Raw genomic sequence first — 16308 nt, 5'->3', positions numbered from 1 at the left:
TAAACTGTACCGCTATTCAGAGGTACAGTTTGGGCAAACAGTACCATTGCACTGCACCAATTCCGGCAACGATTCAGTGGGAATCCCCAGCGTGGACGACGCAAATCCCTCCGGCAGGCCACAGCGGGCCGCGCCCATCGCCGAAAGCCTGGCCAGGCTGATCGGCCAGCAGATCGCCGACGGCGTCTACCGTGCGGGCGACAAACTGCCGTCCCTGCGCGAACTGGCGCAATTGCACCGCTATGCGAAGAACACGGTGGTGGTGGCGTTTGAGATGCTGGTGGCGCGCGGGCTGGTGGAGCCGCGCCGCGGTTCGGGCTTCTATGTGCTGGACGTGGACCACGCGCGTCCGCCCGCGGACGAGGAACCCGGGCAATTGAGTCGCGCAATGGATATCGTGTGGCTCATGCGCGAGCAGCTCAAGACCCAGCCCGACGCGGTTGCGGTGGGCGACGGCTTTCCGCCGGTGGAGTGGCTGGCGGATATGCGGATGGACCGCTATCACCAGAAGGTGGTGCGCACGGGCCTGGGCGCCTTGTTCCGGTACGGCAGCCGCTTCGGCTACGCGCCGCTGCGCGAAAGTCTGGTGCGCAAGCTGGGCGACGTGGGCATCAGCGCAGCGCCGTCGCAGTTGGTGCTGACGCACGGCGCAAACGAGGCGATGGATCTGGTGATCCGCTATTTCCTGCCTCCGGGCTCGACCGTGCTGGTGGACAACCCGGGCTATTACCCGCTGTTCGGCAAACTGAAGCTGGCCGGCGTGCGGATGCTGGGCGTTCCGCGCCTGCCGGACGGGCCTGACTTGGCGGCGCTTGAGGCCTTGCTGCAGCGCGAAAAGCCGCGCCTGTTTTTCACGCAGTCGCTGGCGCACAACCCGACGGGTTCGGATATCTCTCCCGCCAAGGCTTACAAGGTGCTGCAACTGTCCGAGCGCTACAACCTGATGGTGGTGGAAAACGATCCGCTGGCCGACTTCAAGCCCACGTCGGCCGTGCGCCTGTCGGCGCTGGACCAGCTTGAGCGCACGATCTACATCGGCAGTTTTTCGAAGTCGTTTTCCGCGGCGTTGCGCGTGGGCTTCATCGCCTGCAATGCGGCGCTGGCAAGCGACCTGGCCGACCTGAAGGCGCTGGTGCATGTCAGCAGTTCCGAATACTGCGAGCGCATGGTCGACGTGATGCTGCGCGAAGGCCACTACGAGCGGCATCTGGTGCGGCTGCGCCAGCGGCTGGAGGCGGCCACCGGCCACGCGCTGCAGGTGCTGGATGCGCTGGGGGCGGAGGTTTTTGCCCGGCCGACCAGTTCGCTGTACCTGTGGTCGGCTTTTCCGGGCGTGGACGATTCCCTGACCCTGGCGGCGGCGCTGATGCCGCAGAAGGTCATCATGGCGCCTGGGCGCGTGTTCAGCGTGGATCCCACGGCGGTGTCGCCGTGGTCGCGCTGCAATGTCGGGGCGGTGGAGTCGCCCCGGTTCCTGGCCACCCTGAAGGCGCACCTGTCTCAGCGATAGGCAAATTCCTGGAACGAGTGCCGCAGTTCCGCCTGCGCCTGCGCGCTTAGGGCGCGTCCGACCGGCGTGCCGGGCGCCGAGCGCGCCGCCTGCACGGCGAAGCGCTGCACGCCGCGGCGCGCAAGCTCGCGCGCCAGGGCAAGAAGGCGGGCTTCGTCCAGCCAGTCGGGGTGCCAGGTGATGCGGCATTCGAAATCCGGACCCGCCGACAGCAGCTGCGTCAGGCAAGCCAGCGCCGGGCGCTGCGAATCGCGCCGTCCGGTGATGTCGTCGTAGCCCTTGGCGTCGGCCTTGATGTCCATGCCCACCCAATCCAGGTGCCGCAGCACGTCGGCCAGGCGCAACGGATAGATGCCGGCGGTATGCAGCCCCACCCGGTAGCCCATGCGCCTGACGTCGCGGATCATGGAAGGCAGGCGCGGCTCGCTGAGGGGTTCGCCGCCGGAAAACACCACGGCGTCCAGCAGGCCCTTGCGGGTTTCCAGGAAGGCGCGGACTTCGTGCCAGTCGTAGCGGGCGGCGCGGGTCTGCAGTTCGGTGTTGTGGCAGTAGTGGCAGCGCCACGGGCAGCCGGCGATGAACACCACCGCGGCAAGCTGGCCCGGCCAGTCCACGGTGGAAAACGGCACCAGCCCGCCCACGGCGGGCGAATGCCTGGGCAGGGGCTGGATGACGGGCTGCGGCGGCGCCGCGTAGGCCGGCCGGTCGGCCAGCCTGCGTACGTCTTGGCAGGCCGGCGCGCCGGCTCCGGCTGGCTGCGGCGCGCCCGTTGCCGGGGCGCCCCTGGGTGTCGCGCCCTCAGGCGCGGTGTTCGACGAAGAAGCGGCGTTCATTGAATTCGCCCTGTTTGCCGGTGTTGAAAGAAGAAACCGGGCGGTGGTAGCCCATTACCCGGGTCCAGACTTCGCAGCGCACGCGCTGGCTGTCGTCCAGCTGGACGGCGGGAGCGGACGTGGCGACGGGGGCGGTCAAGGTTTGCATAGGATTTCCTTGTAAGTGGGTGCCGGGCGGATGCCCGGCGGGGACGGGGCCGGCGGTCTAGGCCGGGGTGCAGCACGCCGTCTGCCTGGCCAGCAGTTCGGCGTCGCATTTCGGGCAGAACTCGTGATGCCCGGCCAGGTAACCGTGGTTGGGGCAGATCGAGAACGTGGGCGTGACCGTGATGTACGGCAGGCGGAAGTTGGTCAGCGCGCGGCGCACCAGCTGTTTGCACGCGTCGGCCGACGACACCGCTTCGTTCATGTACAGGTGCAGCACGGTGCCGCCGGTGTACTTGCCTTGCAGCGTTTCCTGGAGTTCCAGCGCCTGGAAGGGATCGTCGGTGTAGCCCACGGGGAGCTGGCTGGAATTGGTGTAGTAGGGCTGCGCGTCGGTGCCCGCCTGCAGGATGCCGGGGCAGCGCTTGCGGTCTTCGCGTGCGAAGCGGTAGGTGGTGCCTTCGGCGGGGGTGGCTTCCAGGTTGTAGAGATGGCCGGTTTCTTCCTGGAATTCGGTCATGCGCTGGCGCACCCGGTCCAGCAGCCGCACAGCAAACGCCAGGCCCTCGGGCGTGGTGATGTCGTCGGCGTCATCGGTGAAGTTGCGGATCATCTCGTTGATGCCGTTCACGCCCAGCGTGCTGAAGTGGTTGCGCAGCGTGCCCAGGTAGCGGCGGGTGTAGGGATACAGCCCCTGGTCGATGTAGCGCTGCACCACCTTGCGCTTGGTTTCGAGCACGTCGCGGCCCAGGCCCAGCAGGTAGTCCAGACGTTCCATCAGCTTTGCCTCGTCGCCGCGGCAGGTGTAGCCCAGGCGCGCGCAGTTCACGGTCACGACGCCGACCGAGCCGGTTTGCTCAGCCGAGCCGAACAGGCCATTGCCGCGCTTGAGCAGTTCGCGCAGGTCCAGCTGCAGGCGGCAGCACATGGAGCGCACCATGTGCGGTTCCAGGTCCGAATTCAGGAAGTTCTGGAAATAGGGCAGGCCGTAGCGCGCGGTCATTTCGAACAGGCGCTCGGTGTTGGGATGGTCCCAGTCGAAATCGGGGGTGATGTTGTACGTGGGAATCGGGAACGTGAACACGCGGCCCTTGGCGTCGCCCGCCATCATGACTTCGATGTATGCGCGGTTGATCATGTCCATCTCGGCCTGCAGGTCGCCGTAGGAGAAGGGCATTTCCTCGCCGCCCACGTAAGGGATCTGGTCTTTCAGGTCGGCCGGGCAGGTCCAGTCGAAGGTCAGGTTGGTGAAGGGCGTCTGCGTGCCCCAGCGGCTGGGCACGTTCAGGTTGAAGATCAGTTCCTGGATCGACTGCTTCACGTCCGCGTAGGTCATGGCGTCGCGGCGGATGAAGGGCGCCATGTAGGTGTCGAAGGAACTGAAGGCCTGCGCGCCGGCCCATTCGTTCTGCAGCGTGCCCAGGAAGTTCACGATCTGCCCGATGGCGGCCGACATGTGCTTGGGTGGCGTCGATTCGACCTTGCCGGGAATGCCGTTGAAGCCTTCGGTCAGCAGTTGCCGCAGCGACCAGCCCGCGCAATAGCCGCTGAGCATGTCCAGATCGTGAATGTGGATGTCGCCTTCGCGGTGGGCCTGTCCGGCCTCGGGCGCGAAGACATTGGACAGCCAGTAGTTGGCGGTGACCTTGCCGGCCACGTTCAGGATCAGGCCGCCCAGGCTGTAGCCCTGGTTCGCATTGGCGTTGACGCGCCAGTCGCGCTGGTCCAGGTACTCTTCCATTGCGCTTTCCACGTCAACCAGCGTGTGGCGCAGTGAACGCAGGCGAGCGTGCTGTTCGCGGTAGACGATGTAGGCGCGCGCGGTGCGCCAGTGGCCGGCCTGCACCAGCGCTTCTTCTACGCGGTTCTGGATGGTTTCGACGCCGGGGCAGAGGTTGCCGTCCAGGGCGGCGACCACCGCGCTTGTCAGGGTCCGCGCGCCCGCCAGGTCCAACTCCCCGGTGCTCTGGCCCGCCGCCGCCATGGCTTGAGCGATCTTGTCGCTATCGAATGCAACGACGCGGCCGTCGCGTTTGAGGATGTGTTGGATTTCCATGTTTGGCACCATATGTAGTGGAGTGGAAAAACTCTACCACCACATATGGTGCCAATGGGGCGCAAAACGCTAGGGATCTGGTGTCGGCTTGATGCGCGTCAACCGCGCAAAGCCGGCGGCGAAATCGCGCAATCCGGCGGCCGGCGGTCCGGCGGCCGGCGGTCGGTGTCCGGGCTAGAAGCCCATGCTCAAGCCCAGCAGAGAGATGGCCATGGCCAGCGCGGCGGTGCCGGCCGCCGGGCGGGGCGCCCAGGACAGCATGCCGATCCAGAGCAGGGCGCCGGCGCAGAGCCAGCCCAGCCACACCACCAGACCCAGGATGTTGCCCCACAGACCCACGCAGGGAAGGATGGCCAGTCCCAGCAGCAGCACGCCGGCGCCGCGCAGCACGCGCGTGTGGCCCGCGTGGGGGTCGCGTCCCCAGACCTCGTCGTAGTGGCGGGGCTTCGCCAGGCCCAGGCAGGCCATGCCGGCGTACGTCAGCAGCAGGGCCATTGCGATGGCGAAGATGTCGTTCATGTTCATGCGGCAGCGATTCAGCTTGCCAGTGCCGCCAGGCAGGACCTGGCGCGGGGCGGTGCGCCGTTGTAAGAGTGCCCTCAATTCTAAAGGTAAATGGGGCCGTAATCCGGCGCGGGCGGCTTGTATTTTTTCCACGCGGGGCTCAGGCGCGGCCGGGCGGCGGCGCGGCATCCGCCGGGCGGACGGGAGGGCGCTGCGCGGGCATGGCGATTGCTGGGTTGGCGCCTTCATGCCTTTCCCACCGGATGAGCGCCGTCCGAGCGCCATGCCAAGACCCGCGACCAGGAGACTACCCATGAAACGCAAAGCCGGAAACGCCCGCCAGATCAAGGAGCTGCTGTACCAGGCCCTGGAAACCGAGATCGGGGGCCTCGCCATCTACGAAACCGCGGTGTCCTGCGCCGTGAACGACGACCTGAAGAAGGAATGGCTGGGCTACCTGGAAGAAACCCGCACGCATCGCCGCGTGCTGCTGACCGTGTTTGAACAACTGAAGCTGGATCCGCAGGCCAAGTCGCCGGGCCGCGACGTCGTGCGCCACCTGGGCGAGTCGCTGGTCCGGGCGATGAAGATGGCGATCAGCGCCGGCGATGCGGATGCCGCGCAATTGGTGGCCACCGAATGCGTGGTGCTGGCCGAAACCAAGGATCACGCGAATTGGGCGCTGATCGGGCTGATCGCCGACAAGCATTCAGGCGAGGAGGCCAAGATTCTGAAGCAGGCCTACGACGCGGTGGCGACCGACGAGGACCATCACCTCTATCACACGCAAGGCTGGTCGCGGGAGCTGTGGATTGAGTCGCTGGGCTTTCCCGCGGTGCTGCCGCCACCCGAAGAGATCAAGAAGGTGGAATCCGCCATCGGCGCGTCCCGGGCCGAACAGGCGCGCGATTCGCTGCTGACGCATTAAGGAGACGCTCATGGCAAGCAAGAAACCCGGCAAGACGAAGCCGCCCGGCGCTGCGCTGGACACCGCCTACCTGAATACGGACAGCGGTCCGGCGGCAGGGCCCGCGGGCAAGGCGGCGCACCCGGCGCTCAAGCGCGCGGAGGCGGTCGGCGCCACCGCGGCGGCCATTCCCCACAATGCCAACAAGGCCGCCGAGTACGGCGCAGAGGCCGCGCGCTGTCCGGTTGCAGGCGTTCATGTGGGAGCAGTCGATCCGTCCGTGGGCGCCAGCTCCCTGTCCGAAAGCGAGTCCTCGGATAAGACCGGCGGCGCCGCGGAGCCCGGTGTGAACGAGGTCGACGGCCGCCTGGCCCGCGTGCGCGCGGACGGCGGCGGCCAGGCGCTGACCACCAACCAGGGCGTGCCGGTGGGCGACAACCAGCATACGCTCAAGGCAGGCGTTCGCGGCCCGGCCTTGCTGAAGGACTTCATCCTGCGCGAGAAGATCACGCACTTCGACCACGAACGGATTCCAGAGCGCATCGTGCATGCACGGGGCTCGGCCGCGCACGGCTACTTCGAGTGCTACGAGCCGCTGACGGACCTGACCGCTGCGTCGCTGTTCGCCGAGAAGGGCAAGCGCACCCCGGTGTTCGTGCGGTTTTCCACGGTGGCCGGCGAACGCGGTTCCAAGGACACGGCGCGCGATGTCCGGGGCTTTGCCGTCAAGTTCTACACGGACCAGGGCAACTGGGACCTGGTGGGCAACAACATCCCGGTCTTCTTCATCCAGGACGCCATGAAGTTCCCGGACCTGGTGCACGCGGTCAAGGCCGAGCCGCATCACGGCATGCCGCAGGCCGCCTCGGCCCACGATACCTTTTGGGACTTCGTGTCGCTGATGCCCGAATCTACGCACATGCTGATGTGGGTGATGTCGGACCGGGGCATCCCGCGCAGCTACCGGATGATGCAGGGCTTCGGCGTGCACACCTATCGCTTCGTCAACGCCAAGGGCGATTCCAAACTGGTGAAGTTCCATTGGAACCCGGTGCTGGGCACGCACTCGCAAGTGTGGGACGAGGCCGTCAAGGTGTCGGGGGCGGACCCGGATTTCCATCGGCGCGACCTGTGGGAAGCGATCGACGCGGGCAACGGGCCGCAATGGGAATTGGGGGTGCAGGTTTTCACCGAAGACCAGGCCGAAGGGTTCAGCTTTGACGTGCTGGACGCCACCAAGATCGTGCCCGAGGAACTGGTGCCCGTGACACCCATCGGCCGGATGGTGCTGGACCGCAATCCCGACAACTTCTTTGCCGAGACCGAGCAGGTGGCCTTCTGTACGGCGCATGTAGTGCCCGGGGTGGATTTCACCAATGATCCGCTGTTGGCCGGCCGCATCCATTCTTACGTGGACACGCAGATATCGCGCCTGGGCGGCCCGAATTTCCACGAGATTCCCATTAATGCGCCGCTGGCGCCCGTGCACAACAACCAGCGCGACGGCATGCACCGGCAGGCGATCCATCGAGGCCGCGTGTCCTATGAGCCGAACTCGCTGGCGGGCGGCTGTCCGTTCCAGGCGGGCATGGACGGCTTCGTGCCGTTCCCCGAGCCCGTCGAAGGCGACGAGCTGCGCGGGCACCCGGAACGGTTCGCCGAGCACTACAACCAGGCCACGCTGTTCTACGACAGCCAGACCGCCTGGGAACGCCGCCACATCATCAACGCGTTTGCGTTCGAACTGAGCAAGCTGACGGTGCCGCCCATCCGTCAGCGCATGGTGGCGTCCCTGCGCAACGTGTCCGACGAGCTGGCGCAGGCGGTGGCGGACCAGCTGGGCATGCCGCTGCCGGACCCCTTGCCGCGCGCGATGCCGAATCCGCCCAAGCCCGAGGTGGCGATGTCGCCCGCGCTATCGCTGACCGCAAGGCCCGGCGATGGGGGCGTGGCGACGCGCAAGGTCGCCATCCTGGCGGCTGAAGGCGTGGACGGCAAGGCGGTGTCGGCCGTGGCCGACGCCTTGATCAAGGCGGGCGCGGTGGTGCGGCTGGTGGGGCAGCGCATCGGTCCGCTGCAGTCCGATGATGGCGGCGCGCTGGACGCCGACGCATCGCTCGACAACCACCCTTCGGGAGTGTTCGACGGCGCCGTGGTGCCCGGCGGTGCGGCGGCCGCCGAGCGCCTGAGCGCCGACGGGCGGGCGCTGGAGTTTTTGCGCGATGCGTATCGCCATGGCAAGACGCTGATGGGGATGGGCGAGGGCGCGCGGGTGTTCGAGGCCGCCGGCATCGCCCCGGATCCGGACGACGGGGGCCTGCTGCTGGCGGATGGCGCGGCGGGCAAGTCCGCCGCCGCGTTCATCGAAGCGCTGGGCAAGCACCGTCACCCCGAAAGAGAGTCCGCGCCGCCCAAGGTCTGACAGCACCGGCAGGCCGGCCCGGGCGTCATTCCAGCGTGATGTCGGCGCGCTTGGCCACGTCGCCGAAGGTGCGCAGTTCCTGTTTGATCTGCGCCTGGAACGCCGGCGCTGGCAGGTACACCGGGTCCAGCGCCAGGTCGGCCACGGACTTGCGCACCTGCGGGTCCTGCATGATGTCCGACACGGCCCGGTTCAGCGTTTCCACGACCGTGGCGGGCGTGCGGGCGGGTGCGACCAGGCCGTACCAGCCGACGAAGGACACGTCCGCCATGCCGGCCTCGGCAAACGTGGGCACGTCGGGCAGCTGCGGCATGCGGCGCTCGCCCGTGACCGCCAGCGCGCGCACCTTGCCGGCGCGCGCCTGCGGCGCGGCCGAGGACACGGTGTCCACGCCCAGCGCGACTTCGCCGCCGATCATGGCGGTGATCAGCTGCGCGCTGCCTTTGTAGGGCACCGGCATCATCTTGGCGCCCGCGGCTTCGGCGAACATTTCGCCGGCCAGGTGGGGCGCCGAGCCGGGGCCGAAGGTGCCATACATCAGCCCGCCCTTGTTGCTCTGCTGGCGGGCCAGCGCGGCGGCTTCCTGCACGGTCGTCGCCGCCAGGCCGGTCTGCGCCAGCAGTACCACCGGCGCCATGGCGACGATGCCGATGTGCTCATAGCTGCGCAGCGGATCGTAGGGCAAAGACGGCTTGAGCGCCGGCAGCACCGTGTAGGTGGTGCTGCCCGAAAGCATCAGCGTGTAGCCGTCGGGCTGGGCGCGCGCCACCGTGTCTGCGCCGATGACGGTTGAAGCGCCGGGGCGGTTTTCGACGATGACCGGCTGGCCCAGCTTGCCGGAAAGCTTGTTGGCGAGCAGCCGAGCGACGGCGTCCGTGGCGCCGCCCGGCGTGAACGGCACGACGATCTTGATCGCCTGGTCGGGATAGGCGGCATGGGCGGCGCCCGCGTGGGCGGCGAAGGCAAGGGGAAGCGCCAGCAGGGCGGCGCGGAATGTGGCGGTCATGGCGGGTCTCGGTGGGGATCAGGCAGGAGTAGCGGTCGCAGCGGCCTGGCGCAGCGCGTCGCCCTGGTCGCCCAGGTCCCAGAACAGTGCGGCCATGATGGCCAGGCCTTCGCGGGCGACGCTGCCCAGCAGGTGCTCGTTGGGCGCGTGCTGCGCGCAGGCGGGATAGGAGTGGGGCACCCACAGGGTCGGCAGGCCAAGCTGGTCGGCGAAGATGTCGTTGGGCAGGGAACCGCCCAGATTGGGCAGCAGCGCGGGCCGCTTGCCCGTGGTGCGTTCCAGCGACGCGGCGGCCCAGCGTACCCAGGGGCTGTCGGGCGACAGGCGGGTGGCCCCGGCCTGCATGCCCACGCGCACCTGGACGTCGTCGAAGCCGCCCTGGCGCAGGTGCTCGCGCACATGCGTCTCCAGCGCGCGCCAGTCGGTGCCGACCACGAAGCGCAACTGGCACCACGCCACCGCTTCCGGCGGAATGGCGTTGACCGGCTTGGCGGGGTCGCCTGCGCCGAAGGTCAGGACGTCCAGGCTGTTCCAGCCGAACACCTTTTCGGGCGCCGACAGGCCGGGCTCGCCCCACCACGCGTTGATGTCGGGATCGTCTTCTCCGCCGCCCACTTCCAGGTCGGCCAGCGCGGCCGCGACGGCCGCGGGAATGGGAGGAGGGCGCAGGCCGGGCACGGTGATCCGGCCGTTCGCGTCGACCAGCGAGCCGATGGCGTGCATCAGGCGGATGGCCGGGTTGGACAGCAGCCCGCCCCAGTTGCCGGAGTGGTAGCCGCGCTCGCGCGCCCGCAGCTTAAGCTCGAAGTTGACGGCCCCGCGCGAGCCCATGAAGAGCGTCGGACGGGCGGCGTGCAGGCGCGGGCCGTCGCTGGCGATGAAGACGTCGGCCGCCAGCGTTTCACGCTGCGCCGCGCAGAAGGCGGCCAGGCCGGGCGAACCGGCTTCCTCGCCGGTCTCGATCAGCCAGGTGGTGTTGAAGCCGAGCACGCCGCCGCGCGCGGCGATCGCCTGGCGCAGCGCTTCCAGGTTGATCGAGTGCTGACCTTTGTTGTCGGCCGTGCCGCGTCCGTACCAGCGGTCGCCTTCGACCTGCAGGCGCCAGGGGTCGCGTCCGGGCTCCCATTTGGCGGCGTTGCCGCGCACCACGTCGCCATGACCGTACATCAGGACGGTGGGCAGCTCCGGCTGTTCGACGCGCCGCGCTACCAGGATGGGCAGGTCCACGCCCGCCGGATTGGGGTGGATTTCACAGGTGAAACCCAGTCCGGTCAGCAGCGGAACCAGGTCCTCGTTCAGGTAGGCGTGCTGGGCCGGGGCCTGTTCGGGCGTCTCGCTTTCGGTGGCGTAGGCGACCCGGCGCGCCAGCGCGGCCTGCAGGGCGCCGCTATCGAAGGCTTGTACGGCTTGGAGGATGGCTTGTTCGCGGCTCACGGCGGGCCTCATGCGGTAGGGAGGCACAAAGTTATTACGCTTCTTACCGTGCCACAATTAGATAATTAGCATCTAAGCATTGCCATTTAGGCATGCTTGACGGAGCCATCCATGATTTCCCTGGGCTTGAGGTACTTCCTGGAGGTCGCGCGCTGCGGCTCGATCGCGGGCGCCGCATCCGCGCAGCATGTGGCGGCTTCCGCCGTCAGCCGCCAGATTTCCAAGCTGGAAGACAGCCTGGGCATCGCGCTGTTCGAACGCCAGGCGCGCGGCATGGAATTGAGCGAAGCCGGCCGCCAACTGGCCGCCTACGCCAACGCGGCCGCGCTGGAGGCCGAACGCATCGCGACAGAAATCCGCCAGCGCGGCATGCTGGGCGACGTTACGATCCGGCTGGCCTGCACGGAAGGCTTCGCACACCGTTTCCTGCCGATGTGCATGGCGGATTTCAAGCAGGTTCGCCCCGAGGCGCGCTTTCACTTGCGCGTGGAGCGTCCGGAAGAGGTCAGCCGCCACATTCTGGAAGGCCTGTCGCAGATCGCGCTGCGCTACACGGTGGCCCAGGACGATCGCCTGAAAACCGAACTGCTGACGCGCGCGCCCGTATACGCGGTCATGTGCCGCCACCATCCGCTGGCGGCCCGGCGCGCGATCGCCATGCGCGACCTCGTGGACGTGCCGCTGTCATTGGGCGACCACGGCACGACGGTCCGGCAATTGTTCGACGCCGCCTGCGCCAATGCGGGCCTGCATATCGAGCCGGCCTATGTGTCCAACCATTCCGCGGTCTTCCTGCCCATGCTGCCCGGCAGCCCGATCGTGGCGCTATCGGGCTATCTGACGGTGATGGGCTATCTGGAAGGCGCCGGGTTGGTGGCGGTGCCGTTCAGCAATCCGGAAATGCGCCAGCGCAGCATTCAGGCGCTGACGCTGCAGGGCAGGACCCTGCCGCCCCTGGCCAGGGAGTTCCTGGAGTTCATGGCGCGCCGTCTGACGGCCGCGCCGCGGGCGCCGGAGGCGAACCCGGCCTGACCGGTGTCTGATACCCCCGTGGCACGGTCTTGGAGCCCGGGTCGTCTCACGTGGGTGTCAGGCATCTAACGATTGAAGACGGTCCGCACAATCCAGCTGCCTACACCGAGCGGATGAACAGCGCGCGCAGCTTGTTCCAGAAGTCTCCGCCCAGCACGAAGAAACTGGCGACCAGCATCACGTCGCCACCCAGTTGCGCCTGCCACATGCGGGGCCGAAAGCCAGGCCAGATCTGGTCCACATACGGTTCCAGCATCGACGTCAGCAGAGGCAGGATGAACATGACCAGGCCGATGGCGTGGCGGACCGGGCCCACCTTCTTCGCGGGCGCCAGCTTCTTGGCGTGGCCGAAAACGATGGACTTGAGCTGCTGGAAGCCTTCTTTCCCCATGACCGCGATGCAGGTGATCAAGAGCACCTTGTTGGCGATGAAGATCGCGCCGGTCAACGCGGCAATGCGCGAGCCCGGCGCGTCCACGGCGGCAGCGATCGGGATCAGGAACCACAGGGCGAAGGCCAGGATGAAAAGGCCGATGCCGCACTTGAACCGCCATCCCGCGGCGGGGACGGCGTTGGGCTGCGAGTCTGGGGCGTTCATGGCGGGCTCCTTTTGAGTCGTCCGATCGGATGGCGGGTGAAGAATCCGGGCCTGCGTGGCGCGCGCGGGCGAGGTTCGAGCAGTTGCAGCATCAGGCAGGCATAGAGCGTGACGGCGATGAACAGCCCCATGCGCACCGCGAACGCGGTGTAGACGTCCTTGCCGGCGATGCTGTCCTGCACCGATTGGCCCAGCAGGATGATGAGCGTCACCAGCGTGTTGAGCCAGAAGCTGGGCGGATGCGGCGTCGGGCTCAGGCGATAGAGCTTGCGCGCAACCACCAGGGCGAACAGCAGCATCCACAGGAAGTACATCCACAGGCTGGGAAAGGGCCGCAGGCCAAGCCAGAACAGCACGGCCAGGATGCCGGCCAGCAGCGTGGATCCGATGATCTCGCGCGCCGCCCCGTGCGCCGCGGTCACGCAGCTCTGGCGGCCCAGGCTGACCGCCTTGAGGATGATGGGCATGTAGGCCAGGGGATCGGTCAGCGCCAGCAGAAAGGCCGGCAGCACGACCAGCGCCGCGCGCAGCGCCATCCGGCTGGCCTCTGCCGGCGGCAGGACGGGGGGCGGCGGCGGCGCGGGCGTGCCGGGCGGCTCCGGGAACAGCCAGTGGCAGACGCCCAGCACCAGGGCGGCCAGGAGCAGGCCCTTGCCCAGGGCCTCGATCACGGTGACGGCCAGTCCGAAGTCGAAGGTGCCGGCCGCCGAGATCATCGTCAGGCCGATGATCAGGAAGGTGGACAGCAGGTTGTTGCCGCCGCGCAGGCCATGGCGGAAGGCCAGGAACAGGCACAGCGCAATGAGCAGCACGCCGGCGCCGGGGTAATAGCGCAGCAGCGGGATCAGCGCCAGGCCGCTGCCCGTGGCCAGCATCGCCACCAGCGCCAGCCCCAGCCCCGCCTTGACCGACAGCGGCCGGTTCATGGACGCGAGCAGGAACACGCCCAGCACCGGTGCGACCATGGGAATAGGCATGTCCATCCCGAAGCTGATCGCCAGGCACAGGGCCGTACCCACGCCCAGGCGCAGGGCGCGATGGCCGCGGGGGTCGCGGCTGGCGGGCGCGGCGTCAGTAGGCATAGGACAGCCAGCTCATCAGGCGCAGGTAGGCACGCCCCAGCAGATTAAGAGGGTTGCCCGCGCTGGGGAACGCCATGACTTCCGCCTGGCCGCCCACGCGCACGCCCCGCAGCGAGGGCAGTTCGCCGGGGGCGATGTCGATGGCGACCGGAAAGCGCTGGGCGGGGCGCAGCCAGTCGCGGCTGTTCTGCACGCTGGGCAGGCTGCCCGGCGGCGTGCCGGGCCCGACGCTGACGCCATAGCCCACGCTGCGCACCCGGCCTTCGAAAATGCGGCCGGGCAGGGCGTCCAGGATGATGGACACCGGCGTGCCGGGCTCGACGTGGCCCAGGTTGTTCTCGGTCATCTCGGCGTTGATCCAGACGTCGTGGATGGCGATCAGCGTCATGACCGGCTTGCCCGCGGCGGCGAACTGGCCCGCGTCGGTCCGCAGATCGGTGACCAGTCCCGCCGTGCGCGCCCGAACCTGCGTGTTGGCCAGGTCGAGTTCGGCTTTTTCCAGGGCGGCGGCTGCGCTGCGCAGCTTGGCGTTGTCGTCCTCGCTGCCGCCTTCCTGTTCGCGCGCCCGCTGTACTTCGGCGCGCGCCGCCGCGACCTGGGCCACCGCCTGCGCCAGGTTCGCGCGCGCGATCTCCAGCCTTCGCAGCGAGATCGTGCCTCGGTCCTCGCGGTACAGGCGTTCGAGCCGCGAACTGTCCTGGCGGGCCCTGACTTCGTTGGCCTGGGCGGCGCGCAGCGACGCCTGCGCGGAATCAATGCCGGCGGTGCTGGCGCCGATCTGGCGGCGCATCGCGTCCAGGTCGGCGCGGGCGCGGTCCACGGCGATCCGGTAGTGCTCCGGATCGACGTCGAACAGCACAGCGCCGGCAGGCACGTCCTGGTTGTTGCGCACATGGACCTTGACGACGCGTCCGGACACTTCCGACGCCACGGGCACCACGAACGCCTCGACCCGCGCCTGCTGTGTGTAGGGGGTGTAGCGGTCGGCCAGCAGATACCAGACCAGGCTAAGCACGATCACCAGGAGCACCAGGCCGACGCCTTTCCTGGAAGGGTCCGGGGCGGGAGCGGGCGGCGGCGCGGGCGGCGGTGGCGGCGGCGGCGGCGCGGCCGGCCGGGGCGGGGGAGCCGAGGGCCTGGAACTGTTCATCGGTTCGCCCCTTTTTGCTTGGGAATCGCGGAGACTGCGGCGGGCCGGGCGGCGTCGGACAGCAGGTTGCCCCAGTTGGTGCGCTGCTGCATCTGGTCGCGCGTGGCCGGGTCGAGCACGGGCTGATCGCTGTGCCAGCCGCCGCCCAGCGCCTTGTACAGGGCGATCAGGTCGCGCACCGCGTTGCCCCGGTTCACCAGGTAGGCGTCCTGCTGGCTGGCCAGGGCGCGCTGGGCGTCCAGCACGCGCTGGAAGTCGGAGTAGCCCTCGCGATACAGCGCATTGGCCAGCGTCAGCGACCGCTTGGCCGCCAGCGCGGAGTCGTACAGGATGCCGTCGCGCTCCAGGGACTTGACCAGGCCGGTGGCCGCGTCGTCGGCTTCGCGCGCCGCCTGGCGCACCGCGTCCTGGTAGATGACGATGAGCTGCTGCAGGCGGGCGTCCTGCACCCGCACGGCGTTGGTCAGGCGGCCGTGGTCGAATACGTTCCAGTTCAGCGTGGGGCCGGCGAGCAGCGCCGCGCCGCCGGATGTTCCCGCCAGCGACGTCGCCGTCCAGACGATGCTGCCCAGCAGGGTCAGCGAGGGATACAGATCCGCCTGGGCCACGCCGATCTGCGCCGATTGCGCCGCAATCCGCAGTTCCGCGGCACGGATATCTGGCCGGCGCAGCAGCAGGTTGGCGGGGACGTCCTGCAGCACGGCGCGGTCGATCAGCGGGATGACCGCCTCTTTGGCGCTGATGTCCGGTAATTCCGGCATGGGCCCGGGCGGCCTGCCGATCAGGACGGCCAGCGCGTTGCGGGTACGCGCGATCTGGCTTTCGAATTCGGGGATGGTGCTGAGGGTGCCGAGGTACTGCGTGCGCGCCTGCTGCAGGTCCAGTTCGTCGGTCTCGCCGCTGTTGAACAGACGCTCGGTGATTTCGTAGCTGCGCTTCTGGAGGGCGGCGTTATCGCGGGCGATGCGCAGCCGGGCCTCGGCCGTGCGCAGCGCGTAATAGCTTTCGGCCATCTGGGCATGCAGCAGCACCAGCACGTCCTCGCGGTTGGCCTCGGCCGCAAAATAGGCGGCGTCCGCGGATTCGATGGCGCGGCTGAAGCGGCCCCAGAAATCCAGCTCCCAGCCGATGTTGAAACCGGCGCTGTACTGCCAGAAGCTGCTGGGCCGCGGATTGCCTTCCGCGGAACGCGACGACCGGGTCTGGTAGAGCGCGTCGGCGCCGATGACCTGGGATTGGGGGTAGCCGCCGCTGCGGGCGATGCCAAGCTGCGCGCGCGCCTCCATGATCTGCAGCCCGGCCACCTGCACGCCGGGATTGTGCGCGTCGGCCTGGACGATCAGGGCGTCCAGCACAGGGTCGTCGAAGACGCGCCACCACAGGCGGGCGTCCGGGGCGGCGCCTGCGGCGCTGGCCTGGCGCAGCGCCTGCGTGCTCCATTGTTCGGACCAAGCGACGCGCTGGGGCTCGAAGTCCGGCCCCACCTGTACGCAGCCGCTGAGGCAGAGGACGCCGGTCAGCAGCAGCAGTTTCGGACAAGTCATCGGCCGCATTGGGCACCAGGTCTGTGAAGAGCCTAACCGCAACGGTCCAGGCGGCGGCCCGATGTTGCCGCGCACCATGAACGCCG

14 protein-coding genes are annotated in these 16308 nt (G+C 68.4%); 4 read left to right on the top strand and 10 right to left on the bottom strand.

Annotation, left to right across the window (positions count from 1 at the left end; genetic code table 11):
* Positions 1-91 precede the first annotated feature (91 nt).
* On the top strand, positions 92-1510 hold the full coding sequence (locus KYC_RS11565) for an aminotransferase-like domain-containing protein (RefSeq protein ID WP_043518196.1): 1419 nt from the start codon (positions 92-94) through the stop codon (positions 1508-1510).
* Here the strand turns inward: KYC_RS11565 and KYC_RS11560 are convergent.
* From KYC_RS11560 to KYC_RS11545, 4 genes are all read right to left on the bottom strand, one after another.
* The gene (locus tag KYC_RS11560) at positions 1501-2343 is read right to left on the bottom strand and encodes an anaerobic ribonucleoside-triphosphate reductase activating protein (protein WP_081478019.1); all 843 of its coding nucleotides are present in this window, start codon (positions 2341-2343) and stop codon (positions 1501-1503) included. The two genes, KYC_RS11565 and KYC_RS11560, sit on opposite strands and share 10 nt — an antisense overlap.
* A complete protein-coding gene (gene nrdD / locus KYC_RS11555; protein ID WP_008162238.1) occupies positions 2309-2491 on the bottom strand; it encodes an anaerobic ribonucleoside-triphosphate reductase in 183 nt (60 codons plus the stop codon). The genes KYC_RS11560 and nrdD overlap by 35 nt, the downstream gene beginning before the upstream one ends.
* 57 nt (positions 2492-2548) lie before the next feature.
* A complete protein-coding gene (locus KYC_RS11550) occupies positions 2549-4543 on the bottom strand; it encodes a ribonucleoside triphosphate reductase (RefSeq protein WP_043518192.1) in 1995 nt (664 codons plus the stop codon).
* 174 nt (positions 4544-4717) lie between these two features.
* Positions 4718-5068 (bottom strand): DUF3325 domain-containing protein, encoded by a 351-nt coding sequence (locus KYC_RS11545; RefSeq protein WP_008162234.1) that lies wholly within the window; start codon positions 5066-5068, stop codon positions 4718-4720.
* A gap of 292 nt (positions 5069-5360) precedes the next feature.
* Here KYC_RS11545 and KYC_RS11540 point away from each other — a divergent pair, with 292 nt between their 5' ends.
* Together KYC_RS11540 and KYC_RS11535 are read left to right on the top strand one after the other, a co-directional pair.
* Positions 5361-5975: a hypothetical protein gene (locus tag KYC_RS11540; RefSeq protein ID WP_008162233.1), complete on the top strand. Its 615-nt coding sequence runs from the start codon at positions 5361-5363 to the stop codon at positions 5973-5975.
* A 10-nt stretch (positions 5976-5985) separates the two neighbouring features.
* A complete protein-coding gene (locus KYC_RS11535) occupies positions 5986-8376 on the top strand; it encodes a catalase (RefSeq protein ID WP_008162231.1) in 2391 nt (796 codons plus the stop codon).
* Between the two features lie 25 nt (positions 8377-8401).
* Here the strand turns inward: KYC_RS11535 and KYC_RS11530 are convergent, their stop codons facing one another.
* On the bottom strand, positions 8402-9382 hold the full coding sequence (locus KYC_RS11530) for a Bug family tripartite tricarboxylate transporter substrate binding protein (protein ID WP_008162229.1): 981 nt from the start codon (positions 9380-9382) through the stop codon (positions 8402-8404).
* Between the two features lie 18 nt (positions 9383-9400).
* On the bottom strand, positions 9401-10816 hold the full coding sequence (locus tag KYC_RS11525) for a M20 family metallopeptidase (protein WP_008162227.1): 1416 nt from the start codon (positions 10814-10816) through the stop codon (positions 9401-9403).
* A gap of 111 nt (positions 10817-10927) precedes the next feature.
* On the opposite strand from KYC_RS11525, the gene KYC_RS11520 reads away from it, so the two are divergent.
* A complete protein-coding gene (locus tag KYC_RS11520; protein ID WP_008162225.1) occupies positions 10928-11848 on the top strand; it encodes a LysR family transcriptional regulator in 921 nt (306 codons plus the stop codon).
* A gap of 100 nt (positions 11849-11948) precedes the next feature.
* On the opposite strand, the gene KYC_RS11515 is transcribed toward KYC_RS11520, so the two are convergent.
* From KYC_RS11515 to KYC_RS11500, 4 genes are read right to left on the bottom strand one after another with little or no spacing between them, the layout of a single operon-like run.
* Entirely contained in the window at positions 11949-12446 is a 498-nt protein-coding gene (locus KYC_RS11515) for a transporter suffix domain-containing protein (RefSeq protein WP_008162223.1), read from the bottom strand.
* Positions 12443-13528 (bottom strand): DUF2955 domain-containing protein, encoded by a 1086-nt coding sequence (locus KYC_RS11510; protein ID WP_008162221.1) that lies wholly within the window; start codon positions 13526-13528, stop codon positions 12443-12445. Before KYC_RS11510 ends, KYC_RS11515 begins: the two co-directional genes overlap by 4 nt.
* Positions 13518-14678, bottom strand: coding sequence for an HlyD family secretion protein (locus KYC_RS11505; RefSeq protein ID WP_043518182.1), 1161 nt, complete (start codon positions 14676-14678; stop codon positions 13518-13520). Before KYC_RS11505 ends, KYC_RS11510 begins: the two co-directional genes overlap by 11 nt.
* On the bottom strand, positions 14675-16231 hold the full coding sequence (locus KYC_RS11500; RefSeq protein ID WP_008162218.1) for an efflux transporter outer membrane subunit: 1557 nt from the start codon (positions 16229-16231) through the stop codon (positions 14675-14677). Before KYC_RS11500 ends, KYC_RS11505 begins: the two co-directional genes overlap by 4 nt.
* Positions 16232-16308: the final 77 nt, after the last annotated feature.

Source organism: Achromobacter arsenitoxydans SY8, from assembly GCF_000236785.1.
Taxonomy (GTDB): Bacteria; Pseudomonadota; Gammaproteobacteria; order Burkholderiales; family Burkholderiaceae_B; genus Achromobacter; species Achromobacter arsenitoxydans.
This window is presented reverse-complemented; position numbering and strand designations above follow the sequence as displayed.

Coding starts and splice junctions, on each gene's coding strand:
- KYC_RS11560 (WP_081478019.1), bottom strand. CDS start 2,343: ATGAACGCCGCTTCTTCGTCGAACACCGCGCCTGAGGGCGCGACACCC.
- nrdD (WP_008162238.1), bottom strand. CDS start 2,491: ATGCAAACCTTGACCGCCCCCGTCGCCACGTCCGCTCCCGCCGTCCAG.
- KYC_RS11550 (WP_043518192.1), bottom strand. CDS start 4,543: ATGGAAATCCAACACATCCTCAAACGCGACGGCCGCGTCGTTGCATTC.
- KYC_RS11545 (WP_008162234.1), bottom strand. CDS start 5,068: ATGAACATGAACGACATCTTCGCCATCGCAATGGCCCTGCTGCTGACG.
- KYC_RS11540 (WP_008162233.1), top strand. CDS start 5,361: ATGAAACGCAAAGCCGGAAACGCCCGCCAGATCAAGGAGCTGCTGTAC.
- KYC_RS11535 (WP_008162231.1), top strand. CDS start 5,986: ATGGCAAGCAAGAAACCCGGCAAGACGAAGCCGCCCGGCGCTGCGCTG.
- KYC_RS11530 (WP_008162229.1), bottom strand. CDS start 9,382: ATGACCGCCACATTCCGCGCCGCCCTGCTGGCGCTTCCCCTTGCCTTC.
- KYC_RS11520 (WP_008162225.1), top strand. CDS start 10,928: ATGATTTCCCTGGGCTTGAGGTACTTCCTGGAGGTCGCGCGCTGCGGC.
- KYC_RS11515 (WP_008162223.1), bottom strand. CDS start 12,446: ATGAACGCCCCAGACTCGCAGCCCAACGCCGTCCCCGCCGCGGGATGG.
- KYC_RS11510 (WP_008162221.1), bottom strand. CDS start 13,528: ATGCCTACTGACGCCGCGCCCGCCAGCCGCGACCCCCGCGGCCATCGC.
- KYC_RS11505 (WP_043518182.1), bottom strand. CDS start 14,678: ATGAACAGTTCCAGGCCCTCGGCTCCCCCGCCCCGGCCGGCCGCGCCG.
- KYC_RS11500 (WP_008162218.1), bottom strand. CDS start 16,231: ATGCGGCCGATGACTTGTCCGAAACTGCTGCTGCTGACCGGCGTCCTC.